The sequence below is a fragment of the Serratia sp. AKBS12 genome (genome assembly GCF_024793895.1).
Classification (GTDB): Bacteria; Pseudomonadota; Gammaproteobacteria; order Enterobacterales; family Enterobacteriaceae; genus Serratia_F.
The window spans coordinates 189387-208595 of the sequence record NZ_JANUSB010000017.1; the positions used below are offsets into that span (position 1 = coordinate 189387).

Here is a 19209-nt window from a genome sequence, read left to right on the forward strand (position 1 = left end):
TTAATGCAGAAGTAACCACTGTTGATGTTTGGCGAGTTTTAGAAGTTATAAAATGGAGGATTCATCCAACAACGGAGGGTAAGTAAATCGTTTATAGCGCCAAAAGGCAATACGTACGACAAAAAGCAGAGCTATTGACCAGACAATCTTTCACCACTAGTCGATCATGTCGGTCATATGGAAATATGCCCTACATGATTTGTATCATTTTTAATCAGTCAACTCACAAAACGTGAAACAAATACCGTCTGGCCGCGCGCAAATGCCATTTTATGGCGGTTTTTCGCGCGGCGTTAACGCCTCTTTCCGCGCTTACCAAACCTGCCCGGCAATGTTAACCACGCTACGCAGCTTGTCCCACTGCTGCTGTTCGCTCAGACTATTACCCTCTTCCGTCGAGGCAAAGCCACATTGTGTGCTGAGGCACAGCTGGCGGCGGTCGACAAACTGTGCGGCCTCCTCCAGCCGTTGCTTCACCTGCTCGGGGTTTTCCAGCTCACCGTTCTTGGTGGTGATCAACCCCAATACCACCTGCTGGTGGCCAGGTTTGATAAAGCGCAGCGGTTCAAACCCGCCGGAGCGTTCATTGTCATATTCCAGGAAGAAGGCATCGATATTCACCTGGCCGAACAGGATCTCCGCTACCGGCTCGTAACCGCCCTCTGAAATCCAGGTTGAACGGAAGTTGCCACGACACACGTGCAGACCAATGGTCAGATCCTGCGGTTTGTCGGCGATCGCCGCATTCAGCACCTCGGCGTAAATCCGCGCCAATTGATCCGGATCTTCGCCACGTTCGCGGATCTGGCGTCGTTGATCCTCGGAGCACAAATACGCCCACACCGTGTCATCCAGTTGCAAATAACGGCAGCCGGCCGCATAAAATGCCGCGATCGCGTCACGATAGGTTTGCGCCAAATCGGCAAAATACGCATCCAGCTGCGGGTAGATCTGGCTATCGATCGCCTGGCGTCCACCGCGAAAATGCAGCACACTCGGGCTGGGTATGGTCATCTTCGGCACTGCGTCACCGGCGATCGTCTGCAAGTAACGAAAATCTGCCAACATCGGGTGCTGTGGGTTAAAGCCCAGTTTGCCAACCACTTTGATACTGCGCGCTTTGGTTTGCACGCCATTGAACTGGATGCCCTGGTTGGCATCGTAGCCTTCTACACCGTCCAGACCTTCCAGGAAATCAAAATGCCACCACGCCCGGCGGAACTCACCGTCGGTGACCACCGCCAAACCGAGTGCCCGCTGCGCATCTACCGCCAGGCGAATCTGCTCGTCTTCCACCGTACGCAGCGCGGCGGCATCGATTTCGCCACGCTGGTACTGCTGGCGCGCGGTTTTTAGCGCCGCAGGGCGCAGCAGGCTACCGACAACGTCGGCGTGAAAAGCGTGGTGACATTGGCACATGATTTTGACTCCCGGTTACAGACAAGCGCTAACAACCGCTCGCTTTAATGATTTACAGATTGAATTATTACGCTGGGTTATAATTAGACATCCAGACATCTAAACTTCTGGATTAATCCTGTCATGTGCCACGCACCGCGGCAACGGAAAAATTTTCATCAACCTTGAAGAAAATTCATTTTGATGTGTCGCGTCGGTGATTGACGGCGGGAGGATGGTCTATTGCCGGCCCGTCGACAGCGGGCCGAGGTTTATTTCAGCCCCAGCAGGCTGCGCGTTTTATGCAGGGTCGTTGGCGGTAACGGCAGATAGCCGTCGTGGTTCACCAGGTTTTGCCCCTGCTCGGACAATACGCGATCGAGAAATGCGGCGGTGAGCGGTTCCAACGGCCGGTTAGGCGCTTTGTTGATGTAGATATAGAGGTAACGGGCCAGCGGATAACTGCCGTTGCGCACGTTGTCTTCGGTCGGCGCGATGTAATCCTCGCCCCGGGCTGCCAAAGGCAATAAACGCACGCCGCTGGCACGGAATCCAATACTGGCATACCCCACGCCGTTAAGCGATCCGGCCACCGCCTGCACCACCGATGCGGAACCGGGCAATTCATTCACCCGCGCCAAGAAATCGCCGCCGCACAGGGCGCGCAGTTTGAAATAGCCGTAAGTGCCAGACGCAGAGTTGCGACCAAAGCGCTGCATACTGCGCTGCGCCCAATCACCGCTCAGGCCAAGCTGGCCCCAGCGTTGCAGCGGCTGCGCTTCGCCACAGCGGCGGGTGGCGGAGAAAATCTGATCGAGTTGACGCAGATTAAGGCCGCGTAGCGGGTTGTCCTGATGCACCAATACCACCAGCGCATCCACCGCTACCGGCACCGCCAGCGGCGCGTAGCCGTAACGATGTTCAAAGGCCGCCAGTTCGGCTGCCTTCATCGGCCGACTCATCGGCCCCAGTTGCGCGGCCCCCGCAGCCAGCGCCGTCGGTGCGGTCGAGGACCCGGCCGCCTGAATCTGCAGATTAACGTTGGGATAATGCTGGCTGAAATCCTGCGCCCACAGCGCCATCAGATTGGCCAGCGTATCAGAGCCGGCGCTGGACAAATTACCCGCCAGCATGCCGCCCGGCTGCGCCAACACGCCATGGCTGAACAGCAGCGTCAGGCAGAGCCACACTCCTCGGGACAATCGCATCACTTCGCCTCACGCGTTAATGTTTCAGCGCATTCTCTGACAAAGCCGCAGGAACAATCAACCGGTTAGGCAAGGTAAAAATGAAACGTGTGCCGCTGCCCGGTTCACTAAGCACCTCCAGCCGCGCATCGTGGTGGCCCAGCGCGTGCTTGACGATCGCCAGCCCCAATCCGCTGCCGCCGGTCTGGCGGGAACGCGCCTTGTCGACGCGATAAAAACGTTCGGTCAGACGCGGGATATGCTCGGCGGCAATCCCCGGCCCGTTATCGCTGACCTGGAACTGTGCGCCGTGCGGCGTCTGTTGCCAGCTGACTTCGATATGGGTACCGGTCGGCGTGTGATTTACCGCGTTGTACACCAGGTTGGATACCGCGCTGCGCAGCTGATCCTCGTTGCCAAACACTTTCAACCCATCGTTCACCCGGAAGGTGATCTGGTGATTACCGCCGCTCAGCGACTGGGCTTCGCGCTGCAATACCCGCAGCATCAACGGCACATCGACCTTTTCGTTCATGTCGACGATCGGCGCCGCCTCGATGCGCGAAAGCGTCAGCAACTGTTTCACCAGCCCGTCCATACGCCGGGTCTGTTCCTGCATGGTACTCAGCGCCTTGCTGCGCAGCGAGCCGTCCATCTCCTGGTCGCTCATCATTTCCAGATAGCCTTGCAGCACGGTTAACGGCGTGCGCAATTCGTGGCTGACGTTGGCAAAGAAGTTGCGCCGGGCACCTTCGAGCTGACGCATCTGGGTAACGTCGCGTGCAACCATTAACAGCTGCCCTTCCGAATAGGGCATGACGCGAAACTCAACGTAATGTTCATTATTGAGTTGCAGCGTCAGCGGGCGCGAGAACTCTTGCTGCTGCAAATAGCTGCTGAATTCAGGATAACGCAGCAGGTTGAGAATATGCTGGCCGTTGTCTTCCGGCCAGCGGAAGCCCAGCAAATGCTGCGCCAGTCCGTTACACCAGAAGATATTCCCCTCTTCGGTGGTCATGACTACCGCATCGGGTAACGACTCGGCACCGCTGCGAAAACGCTTGATCAGCAAGGCCAGTTCACGCCGACGCCGGCGGTTGCGTTGCTGCATCTGGTAAAGACCATAAAACAGCGGTTCCCAGCTCCAACGGCCGGGCGGCGGCGTCATGCTGCGGTCGACCCATAGCCAGTGCGAAAGCTTGAGCTGGTTATAGAAGTTCCACATCAGCGCCGCCAGAACTGCCGCCAGCAGCCACCAGGACAGATAACCGAAAATCAGGCCCAGCAACAGCGCGGGCAAACAGAAAAGGGCCAGCTCCAAAGCCAGCCTCTTCCAGGAAAGGCGTTCTAGCACGTTATGTTCTCCGGTACGGCGCGTTTAATAGCGCGTTGAGAACCGGTAACCGGTGCCCCGAACGGTTTGAACCATCTTGTCATGACCACTGGTCTCCAGCGCCTTTCGCAGCCGGCGAATATGCACGTCAACGGTACGATCTTCCACATAAACGTTAGTGCCCCAGACGTGATTAAGCAACTGCTCGCGGCTGTAGACACGTTCTGGATGGGTCATGAAGAAATGCAGCAGTTTGAACTCGGTTGGTCCCATGTCCAGAGCCAGTTCGTTGGCCATCACCCGGTGTGAAGAAGGATCCAGGCTCAAGCCCTGCATTTCTATCACCTCTTCTACCGCCATCGGCGAAATGCGGCGCATCACCGCCTTGATACGCGCCACCAGCTCCTTGGGGGAAAACGGTTTGGTAATATAGTCATCGGCACCGACCTCCAGGCCGCGCACCCGATCTTCTTCTTCGCCGCGCGCGGTCAGCATCATTACCGGAATGTCACGGGTCAGCGCCTCGCGCTTCATGTGCTTGATAAATTGAATGCCGGAGCCGCCAGGCAGCATCCAGTCGAGTAACACCAAATCAGGGAACGGCTCAGACAGGCGCGTCACGGCGCTGTCATAATCCTCGGCTTCCAACGGTTGGTAACCATTCTGTTCCAACACAAAGCACACCATCTCACGGATCGGCGCTTCATCTTCCACCACCAGTATGCGTCTTGCCATCGTCAATCCTGCCAATGTGTTAGCGATCACAATTTGATTGCGGGCGCCATTATGCGTCAGTTTTGTGACAGATTTATGAAATAAACCGCGTTGTAAAAGTCACTTTATGAATGCCACTAAGCATAGCGACAAATTCGAGCGTGTAGAAAAACCCTTTTTTGTTCCTCTGCCCTTATAATCATCGCAACATTTTTTACGCTGCGGTAGAAACATGCGCCTGATACACACCTCTGACTGGCATCTTGGCCAACATTTCTTCACCAAAAGCCGCGCCGCCGAACATCAGGCATTTTTGCGCTGGCTGATTGAACAGATCGACCAACGGCAGGTAGACGCGCTGATCGTTGCCGGCGATCTGTTCGATACCGGTTCACCGCCTAGCTACGCCCGCGAACTGTATAACCGTTTCGTGGTGGAACTGCAGCGCACCGGTTGCCAGTTGGTGGTGCTGGGCGGCAATCATGATTCCGTAGCGACGCTGAACGAATCGCGTGAATTATTATCCTGCTTGAATACTACCGTGATCGCCAATGCACAATGCGAACCCGACCGGCAGATCGTGGTACTGAATCAACGTGACGGCCGCCCCGGCGCGGTGCTGTGCGCGATTCCCTTTTTACGCCCGCGCGATCTGCTGCTCAGCCGGGCCGGTGAATCCGGCTCCCAGAAACAGGCAGCGTTGCAGGAAGCGATTGCCGAACATTATCACAGGCTGTATCAGGCCGCCTGTGCGCGCCGTGATGCGCTCGGCGGCGCACTGCCGATCGTCGCCACCGGCCACCTGACCACCGTTGGCGTCACCACTTCTGACTCGGTGCGCGATATTTATATCGGCACACTCGACGCCTTTCCGGCACAGGCCTTCCCACCCGCGGATTATATCGCGCTTGGCCATATCCACCGTGCGCAGATCGTGGCGAAGAGCAAACACATCCGCTACAGCGGTTCGCCTATCCCGCTCAGTTTCGACGAACTGGGTAACGCCAAAAGCGTGTTTATGGTGGATTTTGCCGACGGCGCGTTGCGTCAGATTACGCAGCTGGAGATCCCCTGCGTCCAGCCAATGCAGTTAATCAAGGGGGATTTGCCACAAATTGAGCGCCAGTTGCAGCAGTTCGCCGCTTATCAGGGCGAATTGCCGGTATGGCTGGATATCGAGGTAGCGACACAGGATTATCTCAGCGATATCCAGCGGCGCATCCAGCACCTGACGGATGAACTGCCGGTGGAGGTGGTGGTGCTGCGGCGTAGCAAAGAACAGCGCCGCCAGGTGATTGACCGCCAGGACAAAGAGACGCTGAACGAGCTGAGCGTCAACGAGGTATTTGAGCGCCGGTTGGCGCTGGAAACCGAATTGGCCGAACCCCGCCGCGAGCGAATGCGTGAAATGTTCCGCCAATCGGTGGACGCGGTGCAGCAACAGGAGCCTTCGGCATGAAAATCTTGAGCTTACGGCTAAAAAACCTCAACTCGCTGCAGGGCGAATGGAAAATTGACTTCAGCAGCGAACCCTTTGCCAGCAATGGCCTGTTCGCCATTACCGGCCCGACCGGCGCCGGGAAAACCACCCTGCTCGACGCGGTGTGTCTGGCTCTGTATCACCAAACGCCGCGACTGCAGGTTTCCCCCAGCCAAAATGAACTGATGACGCGCCACACCGCCGAATCGCTGGCCGAAGTGGAGTTCGAAGTGAAAGGCGTCGGCTATCGCGCTTTCTGGAGCCAGCGGCGGGCCAAAAACGATCCGAACGGCAACCTGCAGGCGCCCAAAGTGGAGCTGGCGCTGCTGGCCGACGGCAAGATCGTCGCCGACAAGGTGCGCGACAAGCTGGAGCTGATTGCCGCCATCACCGGATTGGATTTTGGCCGTTTTACCAAGTCAATGATGCTGTCTCAAGGGCAGTTTGCCGCGTTTCTCAACGCCGATGCCAACGATCGCGCCGAACTGCTGGAGGAGCTGACCGGCACCGAGATTTATGGCCAGCTGTCAGAACGGGTGTTTGAACAGCACAAACAGGCACGGCTTGATCTCGACGCCCTGCAACAGCGCGCCAGCGGTATAGAGCTGCTGGGCGATGAACAGCGCCAACGGCTGGAAAACCAGCTCAACGCATTACGCAGCGAAGAAACCGCCCTGAACCAACAGGCGCAGCAGGCTCAACAGGCGCTGAACTGGCTGCAACAATGGCAGCAGGCGCAGCACAAACAGCAGGAATATCAACAACGGCTGAGCGAGGTGCAGCAGCAACAGCACCAGGCCGAACCACAGTTGCAGGCGCTGGCGCGCAGCGAACCGGCAGAGAAATTGCGACCGTTGTTCAACGAACATCAGCGCTGCCACAGCGAACATCAGGCGCTGCAACAGCAGATTGCCCAACTTGAGCAACAACGCCAGCAGCACAACGCCGCGTTGGCGCCGCTGCAACGGGCGCTGGAGCAGGCGCGATCCGAGCTGCAAAAACAGGCGCTACAGCGCCAGCAGCAACAGCAACTGATCGATGAGCAGGTGGTACCCCTCGATCACCAGATTGCTCAACTAGAAAAAAATCGTCACGAACTGCGCCAAACGCTCGACGACGCCGAGCGGCAATGCGCGCAGCAGCAACGGACGCTGGCAGCCATCAACGCCGAACGCAGCCAGTTGGTGGCGCAGGTGGAGCAGCATCAAGGCAGACTGGTTAGCCTGAGCCAGTTGCTGGCAACGCAGCAGCAACGGCAACAGGCACTGGAGGCGCAAACGCCACTGGCAACGCTGCGTCAGCGTTTAAACCAGCTCGGCGAACTGCGTCCGACGCGCCAACAGCTCTACAGCCTCTCGACGCTGAGCCAGCAGATCAGCCAACGGCTGCAACAGCAACGACAGGAGCTCAATGATGGTCAGCAGCAACTGAGCCAGTTGGAGCCACAGCTGGAGCAGGCCCGCCAGCTCTACCAACAGCAGAAAGCGCTTGAGCAGGAAGTCGAAAAAACGCTGAGACTGGAACAGCAGATCGTCAGTCTGGAAGCCGAGCGCCGTCGTCTGCAACCCGGTGAACCCTGCCCACTGTGCGGTTCAACCAGCCATCCGTCGATCGGCCATTACGAAACGCTGCAACCGTCGGAAACCGCCCAACGGCTGGACGGCATCAAGGCGCAGACCGAGATCGTTTACAAGCAGGGCGTTGAGCTGCGCGCTCGCCATGACAGCCTCAGGCAACAGCAACAGCGCCAACAGCTGGCCATCACCCAGGATGAACAGCAGTTGACGGCGCATCAGCAGCGCTGGCAGCAATTGACCGCCACGCTGGCATTCAGCTTCGGTTTGCAGGATAGCCAACGTCTGCACGACTGGCTGGACGACTGTGAAAATCAAGAGCGTGAAGGCGGTCAGCTATTGACGCAGCATGAACAGGCTGCATTGGCGGTACAGCAGGCCAAGGACGCGTTGGCCACGCTGCAAACACAGCAGCAGCAGGCCGAACAGCAGTCCGCCCTGCTCAACGAACGTTTCAACCTGCTGGAAAAAAACCTCGCTGAAACGCAACGTCAGCAACAACGGCTGCAACAGCAATGGCAACAGGCGCAGGAACAACACGCGACGCTACGCGCGCAACGGCTGGCGCTGTTCGGCGAGCAGCAGGTCGCGCAGGTACGCGAAAACCTGCGGGTACGGCAAGCCGCCGACGAGCTGAGCTGCAACCAGGCCGCCGAGCGCTTGCAGCAGGCACAGGAACAACGGGATCGTCTGACCGGCCAGTTGGCCGGGCTGCAGCAGCAGTTGGCGCAGTTGGCCGAACGCCTGCAACACGCGCAAACGCGGTGGCAGCAGGGGCTGGCCGCCAGCGAATTCACCGACGAGGCCGCCTTCAGCGCCGCCTTGCTGGACGATGCCGAACGCCAACGACTGCAACAGCACAAGGAACACCTGCTGCAACGTCGCGTCGAGGCCGACGCACTGCTGGCGCAGGCGATACAGACGCTGGAACAGCAGCAACAACAGCGGCCGAACGCGCTTGACGACCCGCAGAGCGACGGCGAGGCGCTGGCCGCCCGGCAACAGGCATTACTGCAACAATTGAAGATGCTGCAGTTCCGCCAGGGCGAGCTGCGCCATCAGTTGCAAAGCGACGCCCTGCGCCGCAACGACCAGCAGGCGCTACTGGCACAAATCGCCCAAAGCCAGCAGCAGTACGATGACTGGAGCCTGCTCAATCAGTTGATCGGCTCAAAAGAAGGCGACAAGTTCCGCAAGTTTGCGCAAGGGCTAACGCTCGATCATCTGGTGTATCTGGCCAATAACCAGCTTGGCCGGCTGCATGGCCGCTACCTGCTGCAACGCAAAACCAGCGACGCACTGGAATTGCTGGTGGTGGATACCTGGCAAGCCGACGCGCTGCGCGATACCCGCACCCTGTCCGGCGGCGAAAGTTTCCTGGTCAGCCTGGCGCTGGCGCTGGCGTTGTCCGATCTGGTCAGCCATAAAACCAGCATCGATTCCCTGTTCCTGGACGAAGGTTTCGGCACGCTGGACGCCGAGACGCTGGATACCGCGCTGGATGCGCTCGACAGCCTGAACGCCTCCGGCAAAACCATCGGCGTGATCAGCCACGTCGAGGCAATGAAAGAACGCATTCCAGTGCAGATCAAAGTGAAGAAGGTCAACGGCCTGGGGGTCAGCCGCCTCGAGGCGCAATATCGGGTGGAGCATCCCTGATCGGTAAAATGGCAATGCGATCGCGACGGCTGCGAGATGACCAAACGCTATCCGGCACCGTTGGCCGCAATGCCGCAGCCCTGCATCACTAGCGTCGGCAAGATCAATAGCCTGGCTGGCCAGCGCCTGCCGGGCAAAGGGCTGGTCTCGCCAGCCCCAAACGCCGGTTTACAGTTGTGGCCACAGCCAGGCTGCGCCACGTACGCCGCTGGAATCGCCATGAATCGCCTTGCGGATCGGCGTTGCGCATTCGCCGCCGAATACCCAGGGTTTCACCAGCTGCGGTACGGTTTGATACAGCCGTTCCACGTTGCTCATGCCGCCTCCCAGGACGATAACGTCCGGATCGAACAGGTTGATCGCCTGGGCCAGCGACTTGGCCAGGCGCATTTCATAACGGGCAATAGCCCGTTCCGCCAGCGCATCCTGCTGCTCGGCCAGCGCCATGATTTGCTGCCCCGTCAGCGACCGCCCACTCAGGCGCGCATAGTCGGTAGCGAAGCCGGTTCCCGAAATAAAGGTTTCGATGCAGCCCTGCTTACCGCAGTAACACGGCACGGCGGCGCGATAGCGTAGTTCATCATCGTCCAGCCAGGGCAACGGGTTATGCCCCCATTCGCCGGAAATACCGTTACCGCCGGCATGTACCTGGCCATTAATCGCCACGCCGGCCCCGCAACCGGTACCGACAATCACCGCAAACACCACTTTTTGGCCGGCACCGGCGCCGTCGGTGGCCTCGGAAACCGCCAGACAGTTGGCGTCATTGGCCAGCCTGACTTCGCGTTGCAGCATTGCCGACAGATCTTTATCCAGCGGCATGCCGTTCAGCCAGGTAGAGTTGGCGTTTTTCACCAGTCCGGTGAACGGCGACAGCGTTCCGGGAATGCCGACGCCCACCGAACCCTGTTCGCCGGTGTAATCTTCCGCCATATTGACCAGCCCGGTTATCGCGCGCAGCGTCTGTTGATAATCATCCCGTGGCGTGGCGATGCGGTGACGAAACAGCTCGCGCCCGTCATTCGCCAAAGCAACTACTTCAACTTTCGTTCCACCCAAATCGATACCAATCCGCACGATTTTCTCCTCAATGCGCAGCTGACACTCATCATATTGCGCCGAGTGTGCCGCAATAGCTGCGCGCACGCAAATCAGAGGAATGAGGCGATTTTTCAGCGTCAATTGGGTATCATGCCGCCCTGCTTTTGATGAATCAGCGTGCGGAAAGCACGCCCAGCCTGGGATAACTTTATGCTGTGGTTTAAGAATTTGATGGTTTACCGTTTAAGCCGCGAGGTTGCGCTAAACGCGGATGAAATGGAAAAACAGCTTGGCGCATTTTCCTTTACGCCGTGCGGCAGCCAGGATATGGCGAAAACCGGCTGGGTCTCCCCAATGGGTTCACACAGTGATGCACTGACGCATGCGATCAACGGCCAGATCGTGATCTGCGCCCGCAAGGAAGAAAAAATTCTGCCTTCGCCGGTTATCAAGCAGGAATTACAGGCAAAAATCGACAAGCTGGAAGGCGAACAGCACCGCAAGCTGAAGAAAACCGAAAAGGACGCGCTGAAGGACGAAGTGCTGCACAGCCTGCTCCCGCGCGCATTCAGCCGCTTCAACCAGACCTATATGTGGATCGATACCGTCAACGGCCTGATCATGGTTGACGCCGCCAGCGCCAAACGCGCAGAAGATACCCTGGCGCTGCTGCGCAAGAGCCTGGGCTCGCTGCCGGTGGTACCGCTGACCATGGAAAGCCCGATTGAGCTGACGCTGACCGAGTGGGTGCGCTCTGGTGAGCTGCCGGCCGGCTTTATCATTCAGGATGAAGCCGAGCTAAAAGCCATTCTGGAAGACGGCGGAGTGATCCGTTGCAAGAAGCAGAACCTGATCAGCGATGAAATTGCCGTGCATATCGAAGCCGGCAAACTGGTCACCAAGCTGGCCGTGGATTGGCAAGAGCGTATTCAGTTGGTGATTGCAGACGACGGTTCGCTAAAACGCCTGAAGTTCGCCGACGCGCTACGTGAACAGAACGACGATATCGATCGCGAGGACTTCGCTCAACGTTTCGACGCTGATTTTATCTTGATGACCAGCGAGCTGGCGGCATTGATTCAGAATACTATTGAAGCACTGGGCGGCGAGGCGCAGCGTTAATCAGACCTGACGGCACTCAGGGGCCCGGCATCGCGAGCCCCTTGCCATTAACTGCGGGTTTATTTGCTCAAATAGCGGCACAGATAGGCCGTTGCGTCGGCAACCTGCACGTTGAACTCACTGTGCCCCGGCACAAAAAACTTCTCGCCAGGCGTAAATACCTGCCAGTCCGGCGCCCCCGGCAACAGCACCTTCAGCGCCCCGGTAATCACCGTCATTTCTTCCGGCTGGGCAGTCCCAAAGGTGTATTCCCCTTCTTCCATCACTCCGACGCTGGTACGACCGATGCTGCTACTGTCGAAACCGATTGATTTTACTTTTCCGGCAAAATACTCATTCACATTCAGCATAGACTTGCACCCGCGTAATTATCTTTGTGGAACAACCATATTGGGGCATCGCGCCTATGCTGTCACTGGTTTTCAACGTGAAATGCGATCGCCGCGCAGAAGAAAATGCTGTGTTTGGCAAACCGCTCGACAAAGCCTGCGTCCCGAGATAAAAAAACGGGGCCTGACGGCCCCGAACGGATGATAGGATGCGATTTTATTATTTTTTTAATCAGTCAATTAGCTCTGCCGCCAGCTTGGCGACCAGCACGTTGGACAGCAACACCGGAATATCCAACCGGGCCTGCAGAAAGTCCCGGTGCCGCTGGTGATAGCCAATGCAATCCAGCACCACTACCTCGGCCCCCTGCTGCTGCAAGGCATTGGCTGCCTGCTCCAGCCGCACCTCGTCGGCCAGATAGGGGCTGGCAACGGCAAAGCACGGCGGCGTCGCCAACTGCTGCCACTTGCCAGCTTGTTCGTTAATTTGCTCCTCCACCGGCACCACAATACCCACCCGATGCTGGCTGACAATTGCGGCGATCAGCGGGGGTATGATGCGATCCGGCTCCAGTAACAACGCCTGTTCGGCCTGCAAATGACCAAATTCGCCGGTGCACAGCAGCAGGATCACCTCACACCCCTGCCGTTCCAGCTCGCGGATTTTCTGCTGCAACCCCTGCTCCACGCGTGCGGCGGCCAGTGTTACCTGCGAACCGTCCAGCAGGCGCGTCACCAGCCGTTTTTCTCCGGGCTGCGGTGCATAACCCGCTGCCACCTGCTCCGCAGACAGGCCGTCCAACAGCCCAATGTGCGTCGCCGAGGATTCGGGCAGGTAGGCAGAAAGCAATGGCATGATGTCACTGCGCGGCGCCTGGCCGATAGTCAGGGTGGCAAACGAAGCGCTCATGATTATTTCCTCTTTTGCAGGTGGCTCAGGCTACCGTACAGCGACAGCAGCCGGGCATATTCATCGGCGTCGTAAAAACGGCAGGTTCCGCGGCCGAATTCCTTCGCCACTTCCACCGCAAACTTGACGGTCAGCGCAATGTCCACTTCGTGGCTGGCACCGGTACCGCAGCCAGGTACCACCGATTCGCTGCAAATCGCCACGCCGACCACCGGTGCGTCGGTGGCGGTCGACGGTTGCAGAATGCTGTTGAGATGGTGCACGCCATTGCCGTAAGGCGTAATGTCCTGCGTGGTGATCGGGAAGGTCACCGCCGGGCGACCGCTGGTCATCTCCATAATACGCAGCAGATCTTCCGCCACCCGCAGGATATAACCCTCTTTCACCGTCGGAGAAAGCGCGTAACCTTTGTGATTGATGATGCGGTTGCCCTTGGTGGTGTCGATTGACAGGATCGCATCGGCTTCTGCCACCACTTCATTATCATTCATCGTGACGTCATCGATCGGCGAATCCATAAAATCCACCGGATCGTGCGGTCGGGTCGGCGCATTCGGGCAAATATGGGTGGTAACCACTACGTCGCCCGCCAGCACATCCCCCTTGCGCTGCATCTCGGCCAGCTTCAACGCACTGCTGATGGCGGCAATCGCACCGTCGCCGTCGGAAACCAGCCCAATGCGCGTCGGCCGGGCGCCAATGCCGCCCAAACGACCGACAATGCCCAGGGTTGGCGCATCGCCTCCCTGGCTTTTGCCGGCGCTGCCGGGGATGTCGATACGTACGAAGTCGGTCGAGCCTTTCGGTCCACTGGCGCGCCGGGTGGTGGCCGTAACGCCGGGATAGCCGGCAAACAGATCGACCACGTCCTGGCCGCTGACGAAGGCATTATCAATTAATTCAAAAACCTGTAGGGTTTGTTGCAAGCTCATAATGTCAACCTTTCACCTAGTGTTGTAACGGGCGCGTTATTTACCCTTGCTGGCAAACAGCGAGTTAAAGAAGCTGTACAGGGCGTCGCCGGCAATAAAGCCCGCGGCCATGATTTCCATTGGCGTACGGCCTTTGTCTCCCCAGCGCTTGATAATCAGGATGCGCAGCGCGATCCCGACGATCACCGCCCAGCCGGCCAAGACGTTGTTGATCAGCAAGCCGGTGGCCAACAGCACGCCAAGCTGGCGCTTCGGCCCGCCGACCAGCTGTACGATGGCGCCAGGAATCGCCCATATCAACAGGCTCCAGGCGATCCCCGGCTGGGCGCCGGCCTCGATGGTTTTGGCATACACCCGCGCCACCGGCGGCACCAAATCCTGCAAGAAATAGCTGCTGTAGGAGAAGTACACCACCGGAATGGCTACCACAAAGGCAATCAACGCCGCGCCCAATTGAATACGCCGCCCCAACAGCTCCTGTTGCAGATCTTTGCCGTGCCCGCGCAGGATAAAACCGGCCTTTAGATCAAAGCCCATATCCGCAAACGCCGGCCCGGTTGCGGCGGTAAAGCCGGTCAGAATACACAGCGCCAACGGCGGGAAACCGATCAAAATGCCGATAATCAGGGTAATCAGCGCTACGGCGAACGCCGGGAACCAGCCGGAATGCATCGCCGCGATGCCGACGATCAATTCATGCACAAAGGCGGCAAAGGCGGCGTAAATCACAAATAGTGCCAGCATGGTCAATGACATTTCGCTGTACAATCCGCCCGCCAGCGCCAGCAGCGCGGCGATCGTCACGTACCCCACGGCGCCGAGGCCCAGCGCCTTGCGCACCTCGCTATCCGGCTGCGTGTGGCTGGTACCGAGGTCGAGTCGCTTGTTGCGAATCACCTGTACCACCTGGATCAGCGCCACCAGCCCGGCGCCTACCATCACGCCGTGGGGAATATACAGCGCATTGATATCAACACCGGCCATCGGTTCGGCATAGGCGCGCAGCAGCAGGCCCACGCCGAACATGCCGAGCGCCCAGATATTGCCGATAAACGCGGTGCCAAACGCCGCCATCGGGATCTTCAGCATCGAGCCGGCAATGCCGATCGCTACGCCAACCACCAGCAGCCAAGCCTGTTTGCCTCCCCGGTCACCGGCCTTGATGGCTTCCGCCGCCGCCACGCCCGGTGGCCAGGCATTGGCGGCCGGGAACACTTTGGTATCGAACAGGCGGTATAACAGATAGGCGTCCAGCAGCATTGCCGCTGCCACGCCGCAGAACATTGGCAGGATCAGCTGCGGTTGCCCCATCACATAGGGTACGGCAATCGGCATCAGCAAGCTGTTGGCCGCGCCAAAGGTGGCGGAAGAGATCACCGTCTGCGCCAGATTCTGCGTATGCACCGAGCGATAACGCTGGAAGATCTGCAACGGCAGACGTGCCAGCAGCATGGCCAGCAGCGCACCAATAATCGACGTATTCGGCGTCACGCCGAGCGTGGTAATAAGCTGCACGCCGATAATTGCGCCAATCACCGACAGCGCCACCATCACCAACAGCGTGCCGATATCCCGCAACGGATTGAGTGTGGTATTTGGCTTCATTATGTCATTTCCCCTGAATAACCCTGCAACAGCGAAAAGAGATATTTATGGCAATAAGCAACCAGCGCAGTTCCAATATATGGGACTGCGAATAACTTGATTGCGTTATTACCATCCCAACAAAATACGTATTATTTTAATCGTTAAATCGTTGGCAAATGCCCTGGTATTAGCGCCAATAATTTAGAATATCGGAAAAAGGCATGTTCGACGCGCTATGGGATCTGGCGCCAATAATCATCACCGAGTTTTTCTGCCAATTGCCGTGAAACTGTCATTAATTCTAATAATACTTCGGCGGCAAACGGCTGTTCGACGCTCTGGGTCGGGAAAGACAAACACAGCCCGACGGTTTCGCTGCGATGCTTGTTGGTCACCGTGGTGGCCAGCGAGCTGATGCCCTGCAAGGTTTCATTACGTGCCAGGGACCAGCCCTGCTGGCGGATCTGCCCTAATTTTTGCAGTAATGCCGCCAGCGTTTGTGGCGCATTGGGTGACGCCACCTGATAGCCGGCGGCAAAGCGCGCGGCCACCTGTGCATCATCTTCACGCGCCAGCAGCGCTCGGCCAACCGAGGTTTCCGCCGCCGGCGAGCGGCTGCCGACCGGCGTCACCACCTGCAAAAAATGCCGGCCGGGAAATACGCGCATCACCACGATTTCGCTGCCGTCCAGCATCGAAATATAGCCGGTACAGCGGGTCAAGCCACTGAGTTGCACCATGCCTGCCGCAGCGTTGTCGACCATCGGCGTCGACAGATAATGGCTGCTTACCGCCAGCAACAACCGGCCGATTTTATACAGGCGATTTTGCGCATCGCGCTCAAGCAACCCCTGGTTTTCCATAGTTTGCAGCAGTCGCGAAACGGTACTCTTCGGCAACGCCAGCTGTTGAACCACATCGCTAAAAGAAATGCCCGGCTGGCCATGCGTCATGCTCTGTCGCGAAAACAGTTTTAATACCGCGGCGGCATTTTCCAACGTCGTCATTGCGCTTCCTGTTCCACTATATGGAACCTGGTTCCTGTTCGATAATTAGAAAACTAAAACTCGCACAGTTTATCGTCAAGCAGTTTGTTATTTTCCGTGCAGTTGATTTATAGCGAATGATGCTTCTGAAAATAAAATTCAACAGAGATCGCGCAAATATTGCGGCTGGATTGCTGGGGATATGCGCTTATAACCAATATAAGCAGAGGATCGTACTGATTCATTACCTTGGCCAAGCGATAAAATGAACCGGCGAATGCCGGTTCTGCAATACATCAGGCAGCTTATTCGCCTAATTCTTTATCCTCGTAACGTCGTTTGGCATCATTGGCTTCCTGTTCCGTCTCATGCTCACTGATCAGCGTATCGGGCTTCGGAAAATCCGCGCGCAATTCATACCAGCGAACCTGACTGCCCTGCTCGCCCTTGTCGACCGCAACGATACGAGCCTGTCTTGGATAGGGAGGTTTCTGTGGCATATCGCTCTCCTGTGTGATTAACCTGTCGCTAAGTATAGACAATCACCGCGTTGCGCCAGTCAGCAGCGCGCGCCCAAATCACGATCGGCGCTGTCGCCCGACAGCAGACGCGTCAACTCGTCGCAGCGAACGATTCGCCCGGCGCAGAGCGTAAATTGGGCCAAGACCTGCACCACACTGCGGCTACCATCGCGTTTTTCCACCACCACCCGGTGGTGGGTCAGCACCGTTTCACCCTGTTCCGCCAGCGCCAGCACGTTGAGCCGCATACTGCGCGTCTGCTGCTTCAGCAACGCCATATGCTGCACGAACTGTGCATAATCCAGGGTATGGCCATCCACCTGCTGCTGGTAGTCCTGGCTGAAAAAATCGGCAATAACCGCGGGTTGATGTTCAGGACTGGCCACCACCTGCTGCAAAGCGCGAACCACGATTTCTGAAGGGGTAGATGTCGGCATGGCAAACTCCGTTAGACTGGGATAGGACAGCGATCATAACTGCGTTGGCAGCTGGCAGAATAACCACATCCGGACTAAATTTAACGTTAAACGGCCAAAATAATGCAATTACACAGCGAACGTTTACTGCACCCCAAACGCCACCTGACGGCGTGGCATCAGCATCCGCACGGGCAAATTTACCTGCTGACCCGAGGCATGATGGCGATGGAAACCGAACGGCAGCAATGGGCGATGACCAGCGGCAGTATCGGCTGGCTGCCGCCGCTGTGCCAACATCAGGCGCAAGCCTGCGGCAACGTGGAAGGCTGGAGCCTTTATCTGCCGGCTGCGCTGTGCAGCAGATTGCCGCCACGGCCACAGCTGACGCGGGCCAGTACCCTGGCACAGGCACTGGTAGAGCGTATCGCCTGCTTCCCGGTCTCTGCGCTGACCGGCGCACAGCGGCGCATGTTGCAGGTACTGTTTGATGAAATGCAGGGGGATGGTCAGGAGGCGCTGCAATTGCCGTTACCGCAGGATGCGCGGCTGCAAAAAATCGCTCGAGCGCTGCTTGCCGATCCGGCCAATACGCGCCGGCAGGATGAATGGGCCAGTTGGGCCGGGCTGAGCGTGCGCAATTTGAGCCGCCTGTTTATCACGCAGACCGGCATCGGTTTTGCCCGCTGGCGGCAGCAGGCGCGGGTGATTCGTTCATTGGAAGCCCTGTCGCGCGGCGAACCGATTGCTGCGGTAGCCGCCGGTGTCGGCTATGACAACGTCAGCGCTTACATCGCGGCGTTTCGCCAACGCTTCGGCGTAACGCCAGGTATGTACTTTCGTTGAGCCCCCAGGGAGGTTACTTAACCGTTTCTCGTTGCAGTACGCCGAGGATTTGCGCTACCACCTGTTGTGGATCGCCAGTGCCATCGAGCACGTGATGCGCCGCGTCCTGGTACAGCGCTTCGCGTGCCGCCAGCACCTCCAACATTTCTTCGGCAATCGGCCGGCCGGTCAAGGTCGGTCGCTGGGTGTCGTCAGGAGATTCCTCCAGCCGCTGCGCCAGTACTCTGGCAGGGGAGCGCAGATAGATCACCGTGCCATGCTGCTGCATAAAGCGGCGGTTTTCTTCCGCCAGGATCGCCCCGCCACCCGTGGCAACAATAGTTGACGGTTGAGTGACATCCTGCAACGCGAGGGTTTCACGACGGCGAAAGCCCAGCCAGCCTTCCTGTTCGACCATTTCCGCCACGCTCATCTGCGCAGCCTGCTGCATAAACAGATCGGTATCGATGAAACCAAAACCCAGCGCCTGCGCCAGCGCCCGGCCAACGGTGGTTTTACCGGCTCCGCGAGCGCCTACCATGAAAATGGTTTGTGTCATTATGGGTATCCCTTGTCCGGTGACGTTGATTGCATCTGTTACACGCCCACGCCGGGGCGTATCATTGGCGCGCTGGCGTTGTTGCTGCATCATACCGCCAACGTCATGTATTGCAATCTTTACGATAGTGTAAATTTCATGGCACAACGACTGCCAAGCGGTAAGCCGTGCTCGGCCTCATCCGCCATCTGTCTGCGCAACGCCTCGGATAGCTCACGCGTCGCCAGCATCTCAAAACCTAGAGAACGGTAATATGGCGCGTTCCATGGCACGCTACGGAAGGTGGTCAGCGTCAGTTGCATCACCCCTGCCAGCCGCGCCTGGTCGATCAGATGAGCCAGCAACTGGCGCCCTATCCCACGCCGCTGATGTGCCGCAGCCACCGATAATTCGGCAATATGCCAGCTGGCGTCATGCGGCTGGACGGCGATAAATCCCACGATCTGCGTGCCGTCCTGCGCCAGCCAATGATGCTGGCGAGCAATAAACTCGGCGTGCCGCTCCGCCGGCATGCCTTCGGCGTCGGCAATAAACGCCCACTGCGGCAATTGGCGAAACAGCGTGGCCGCCGAGCGTTCAACGGCGATCAGTTGCGCGATATCTGACGACTGCGCGAGTCGTATGTTCAGGCTCATG

General features: G+C 58.1%; 18 protein-coding genes. 4 read left to right on the forward strand and 14 right to left on the reverse strand.

All coding sequences use genetic code 11. The features are described 5' to 3' along the window. Positions 1-312: 312 nt before the first annotated feature. The 4 genes from NYE85_RS22020 to phoB all read right to left on the reverse strand — a co-directional run bounded on the left by NYE85_RS22020 (position 313) and on the right by phoB (position 4653). Entirely contained in the window at positions 313-1419 is a 1107-nt protein-coding gene (locus NYE85_RS22020; RefSeq protein ID WP_259006827.1) for a cobalamin-independent methionine synthase II family protein, read from the reverse strand. Positions 1420-1670: 251 nt separating this feature from the next. Next, positions 1671-2606: a PstS family phosphate ABC transporter substrate-binding protein gene (locus NYE85_RS22025; RefSeq protein ID WP_259006828.1), complete on the reverse strand. Its 936-nt coding sequence runs from the start codon at positions 2604-2606 to the stop codon at positions 1671-1673. 16 nt (positions 2607-2622) lie between these two features. Beyond that, the gene (gene phoR, locus NYE85_RS22030) at positions 2623-3939 is read right to left on the reverse strand and encodes a phosphate regulon sensor histidine kinase PhoR (protein ID WP_259006829.1); all 1317 of its coding nucleotides are present in this window, start codon (positions 3937-3939) and stop codon (positions 2623-2625) included. 24 nt (positions 3940-3963) lie between these two features. Continuing rightward, the gene (gene phoB / locus NYE85_RS22035) at positions 3964-4653 is read right to left on the reverse strand and encodes a phosphate response regulator transcription factor PhoB (protein ID WP_004954725.1); all 690 of its coding nucleotides are present in this window, start codon (positions 4651-4653) and stop codon (positions 3964-3966) included. Positions 4654-4864: 211 nt separating this feature from the next. On the opposite strand from phoB, the gene sbcD reads away from it, so the two are divergent. Together sbcD and sbcC are read left to right on the forward strand one after the other, a co-directional pair. Then, the gene (gene sbcD, locus NYE85_RS22040; RefSeq protein ID WP_259006830.1) at positions 4865-6091 is read left to right on the forward strand and encodes an exonuclease subunit SbcD; all 1227 of its coding nucleotides are present in this window, start codon (positions 4865-4867) and stop codon (positions 6089-6091) included. Next, entirely contained in the window at positions 6088-9345 is a 3258-nt protein-coding gene (gene sbcC / locus NYE85_RS22045) for an exonuclease subunit SbcC (protein WP_259006831.1), read from the forward strand. The genes sbcD and sbcC overlap by 4 nt, the downstream gene beginning before the upstream one ends. A 168-nt stretch (positions 9346-9513) precedes the next feature. Here sbcC and mak read toward each other — a convergent pair whose 3' ends face one another. After that, positions 9514-10422, reverse strand: a complete 909-nt coding sequence (mak, locus tag NYE85_RS22050) for a fructokinase (protein WP_259006832.1) — start codon at positions 10420-10422, stop codon at positions 9514-9516. Between the two features lie 174 nt (positions 10423-10596). Here mak and rdgC point away from each other — a divergent pair, with 174 nt between their 5' ends. Continuing rightward, the gene (gene rdgC, locus NYE85_RS22055) at positions 10597-11508 is read left to right on the forward strand and encodes a recombination-associated protein RdgC (RefSeq protein ID WP_259006833.1); all 912 of its coding nucleotides are present in this window, start codon (positions 10597-10599) and stop codon (positions 11506-11508) included. Positions 11509-11567: 59 nt separating this feature from the next. On the opposite strand, the gene ppnP is transcribed toward rdgC, so the two are convergent. The 7 genes from ppnP to NYE85_RS22090 all read right to left on the reverse strand — a co-directional run bounded on the left by ppnP (position 11568) and on the right by NYE85_RS22090 (position 17210). Beyond that, positions 11568-11858 (reverse strand): pyrimidine/purine nucleoside phosphorylase, encoded by a 291-nt coding sequence (ppnP, locus tag NYE85_RS22060; protein ID WP_259006834.1) that lies wholly within the window; start codon positions 11856-11858, stop codon positions 11568-11570. A gap of 211 nt (positions 11859-12069) precedes the next feature. Then, positions 12070-12747: an AroM family protein gene (locus NYE85_RS22065; RefSeq protein WP_259006835.1), complete on the reverse strand. Its 678-nt coding sequence runs from the start codon at positions 12745-12747 to the stop codon at positions 12070-12072. A 2-nt stretch (positions 12748-12749) separates the two neighbouring features. Beyond that, positions 12750-13679 (reverse strand): DUF1177 domain-containing protein, encoded by a 930-nt coding sequence (locus NYE85_RS22070; protein ID WP_259006836.1) that lies wholly within the window; start codon positions 13677-13679, stop codon positions 12750-12752. A 36-nt stretch (positions 13680-13715) separates the two neighbouring features. Further along, entirely contained in the window at positions 13716-15284 is a 1569-nt protein-coding gene (locus NYE85_RS22075; RefSeq protein WP_259006837.1) for an OPT/YSL family transporter, read from the reverse strand. A 215-nt stretch (positions 15285-15499) separates the two neighbouring features. Next, positions 15500-16273, reverse strand: a complete 774-nt coding sequence (locus NYE85_RS22080; RefSeq protein ID WP_259006838.1) for an IclR family transcriptional regulator — start codon at positions 16271-16273, stop codon at positions 15500-15502. 284 nt (positions 16274-16557) lie between these two features. Next, entirely contained in the window at positions 16558-16752 is a 195-nt protein-coding gene (locus NYE85_RS22085) for a YaiA family protein (RefSeq protein ID WP_259006839.1), read from the reverse strand. Positions 16753-16811: 59 nt separating this feature from the next. Then, on the reverse strand, positions 16812-17210 hold the full coding sequence (locus tag NYE85_RS22090) for a nuclear transport factor 2 family protein (protein ID WP_259006840.1): 399 nt from the start codon (positions 17208-17210) through the stop codon (positions 16812-16814). 99 nt (positions 17211-17309) lie between these two features. Between NYE85_RS22090 and NYE85_RS22095 the strand changes: the two genes are divergently transcribed. After that, a complete protein-coding gene (locus NYE85_RS22095) occupies positions 17310-18035 on the forward strand; it encodes a helix-turn-helix domain-containing protein (RefSeq protein ID WP_259007014.1) in 726 nt (241 codons plus the stop codon). 13 nt (positions 18036-18048) lie between these two features. On the opposite strand, the gene aroL is transcribed toward NYE85_RS22095, so the two are convergent. Both aroL and NYE85_RS22105 read right to left on the reverse strand, forming a co-directional pair. Continuing rightward, a complete protein-coding gene (gene aroL, locus NYE85_RS22100) occupies positions 18049-18573 on the reverse strand; it encodes a shikimate kinase AroL (RefSeq protein WP_259006841.1) in 525 nt (174 codons plus the stop codon). Between the two features lie 119 nt (positions 18574-18692). Next, positions 18693-19208, reverse strand: a complete 516-nt coding sequence (locus tag NYE85_RS22105; RefSeq protein WP_259006842.1) for a GNAT family N-acetyltransferase — start codon at positions 19206-19208, stop codon at positions 18693-18695. Position 19209: the final 1 nt, after the last annotated feature.

Excerpts from the sequence above, each read along its gene's own strand:
- NYE85_RS22020 (WP_259006827.1), bottom strand. The coding sequence starts at position 1,419 with ATGTGCCAATGTCACCACGCTTTTCACGCCGACGTTGTCGGTAGCCTG.
- NYE85_RS22025 (WP_259006828.1), bottom strand. The coding sequence starts at position 2,606 with ATGCGATTGTCCCGAGGAGTGTGGCTCTGCCTGACGCTGCTGTTCAGC.
- phoB (WP_004954725.1), bottom strand. The coding sequence starts at position 4,653 with ATGGCAAGACGCATACTGGTGGTGGAAGATGAAGCGCCGATCCGTGAG.
- sbcD (WP_259006830.1), top strand. The coding sequence starts at position 4,865 with ATGCGCCTGATACACACCTCTGACTGGCATCTTGGCCAACATTTCTTC.
- sbcC (WP_259006831.1), top strand. The coding sequence starts at position 6,088 with ATGAAAATCTTGAGCTTACGGCTAAAAAACCTCAACTCGCTGCAGGGC.
- rdgC (WP_259006833.1), top strand. The coding sequence starts at position 10,597 with ATGCTGTGGTTTAAGAATTTGATGGTTTACCGTTTAAGCCGCGAGGTT.
- ppnP (WP_259006834.1), bottom strand. The coding sequence starts at position 11,858 with ATGCTGAATGTGAATGAGTATTTTGCCGGAAAAGTAAAATCAATCGGT.
- NYE85_RS22065 (WP_259006835.1), bottom strand. The coding sequence starts at position 12,747 with ATGAGCGCTTCGTTTGCCACCCTGACTATCGGCCAGGCGCCGCGCAGT.
- NYE85_RS22070 (WP_259006836.1), bottom strand. The coding sequence starts at position 13,679 with ATGAGCTTGCAACAAACCCTACAGGTTTTTGAATTAATTGATAATGCC.
- NYE85_RS22075 (WP_259006837.1), bottom strand. The coding sequence starts at position 15,284 with ATGAAGCCAAATACCACACTCAATCCGTTGCGGGATATCGGCACGCTG.
- NYE85_RS22080 (WP_259006838.1), bottom strand. The coding sequence starts at position 16,273 with ATGACGACGTTGGAAAATGCCGCCGCGGTATTAAAACTGTTTTCGCGA.
- NYE85_RS22085 (WP_259006839.1), bottom strand. The coding sequence starts at position 16,752 with ATGCCACAGAAACCTCCCTATCCAAGACAGGCTCGTATCGTTGCGGTC.
- NYE85_RS22090 (WP_259006840.1), bottom strand. The coding sequence starts at position 17,210 with ATGCCGACATCTACCCCTTCAGAAATCGTGGTTCGCGCTTTGCAGCAG.
- aroL (WP_259006841.1), bottom strand. The coding sequence starts at position 18,573 with ATGACACAAACCATTTTCATGGTAGGCGCTCGCGGAGCCGGTAAAACC.
- NYE85_RS22105 (WP_259006842.1), bottom strand. The coding sequence starts at position 19,208 with ATGAGCCTGAACATACGACTCGCGCAGTCGTCAGATATCGCGCAACTG.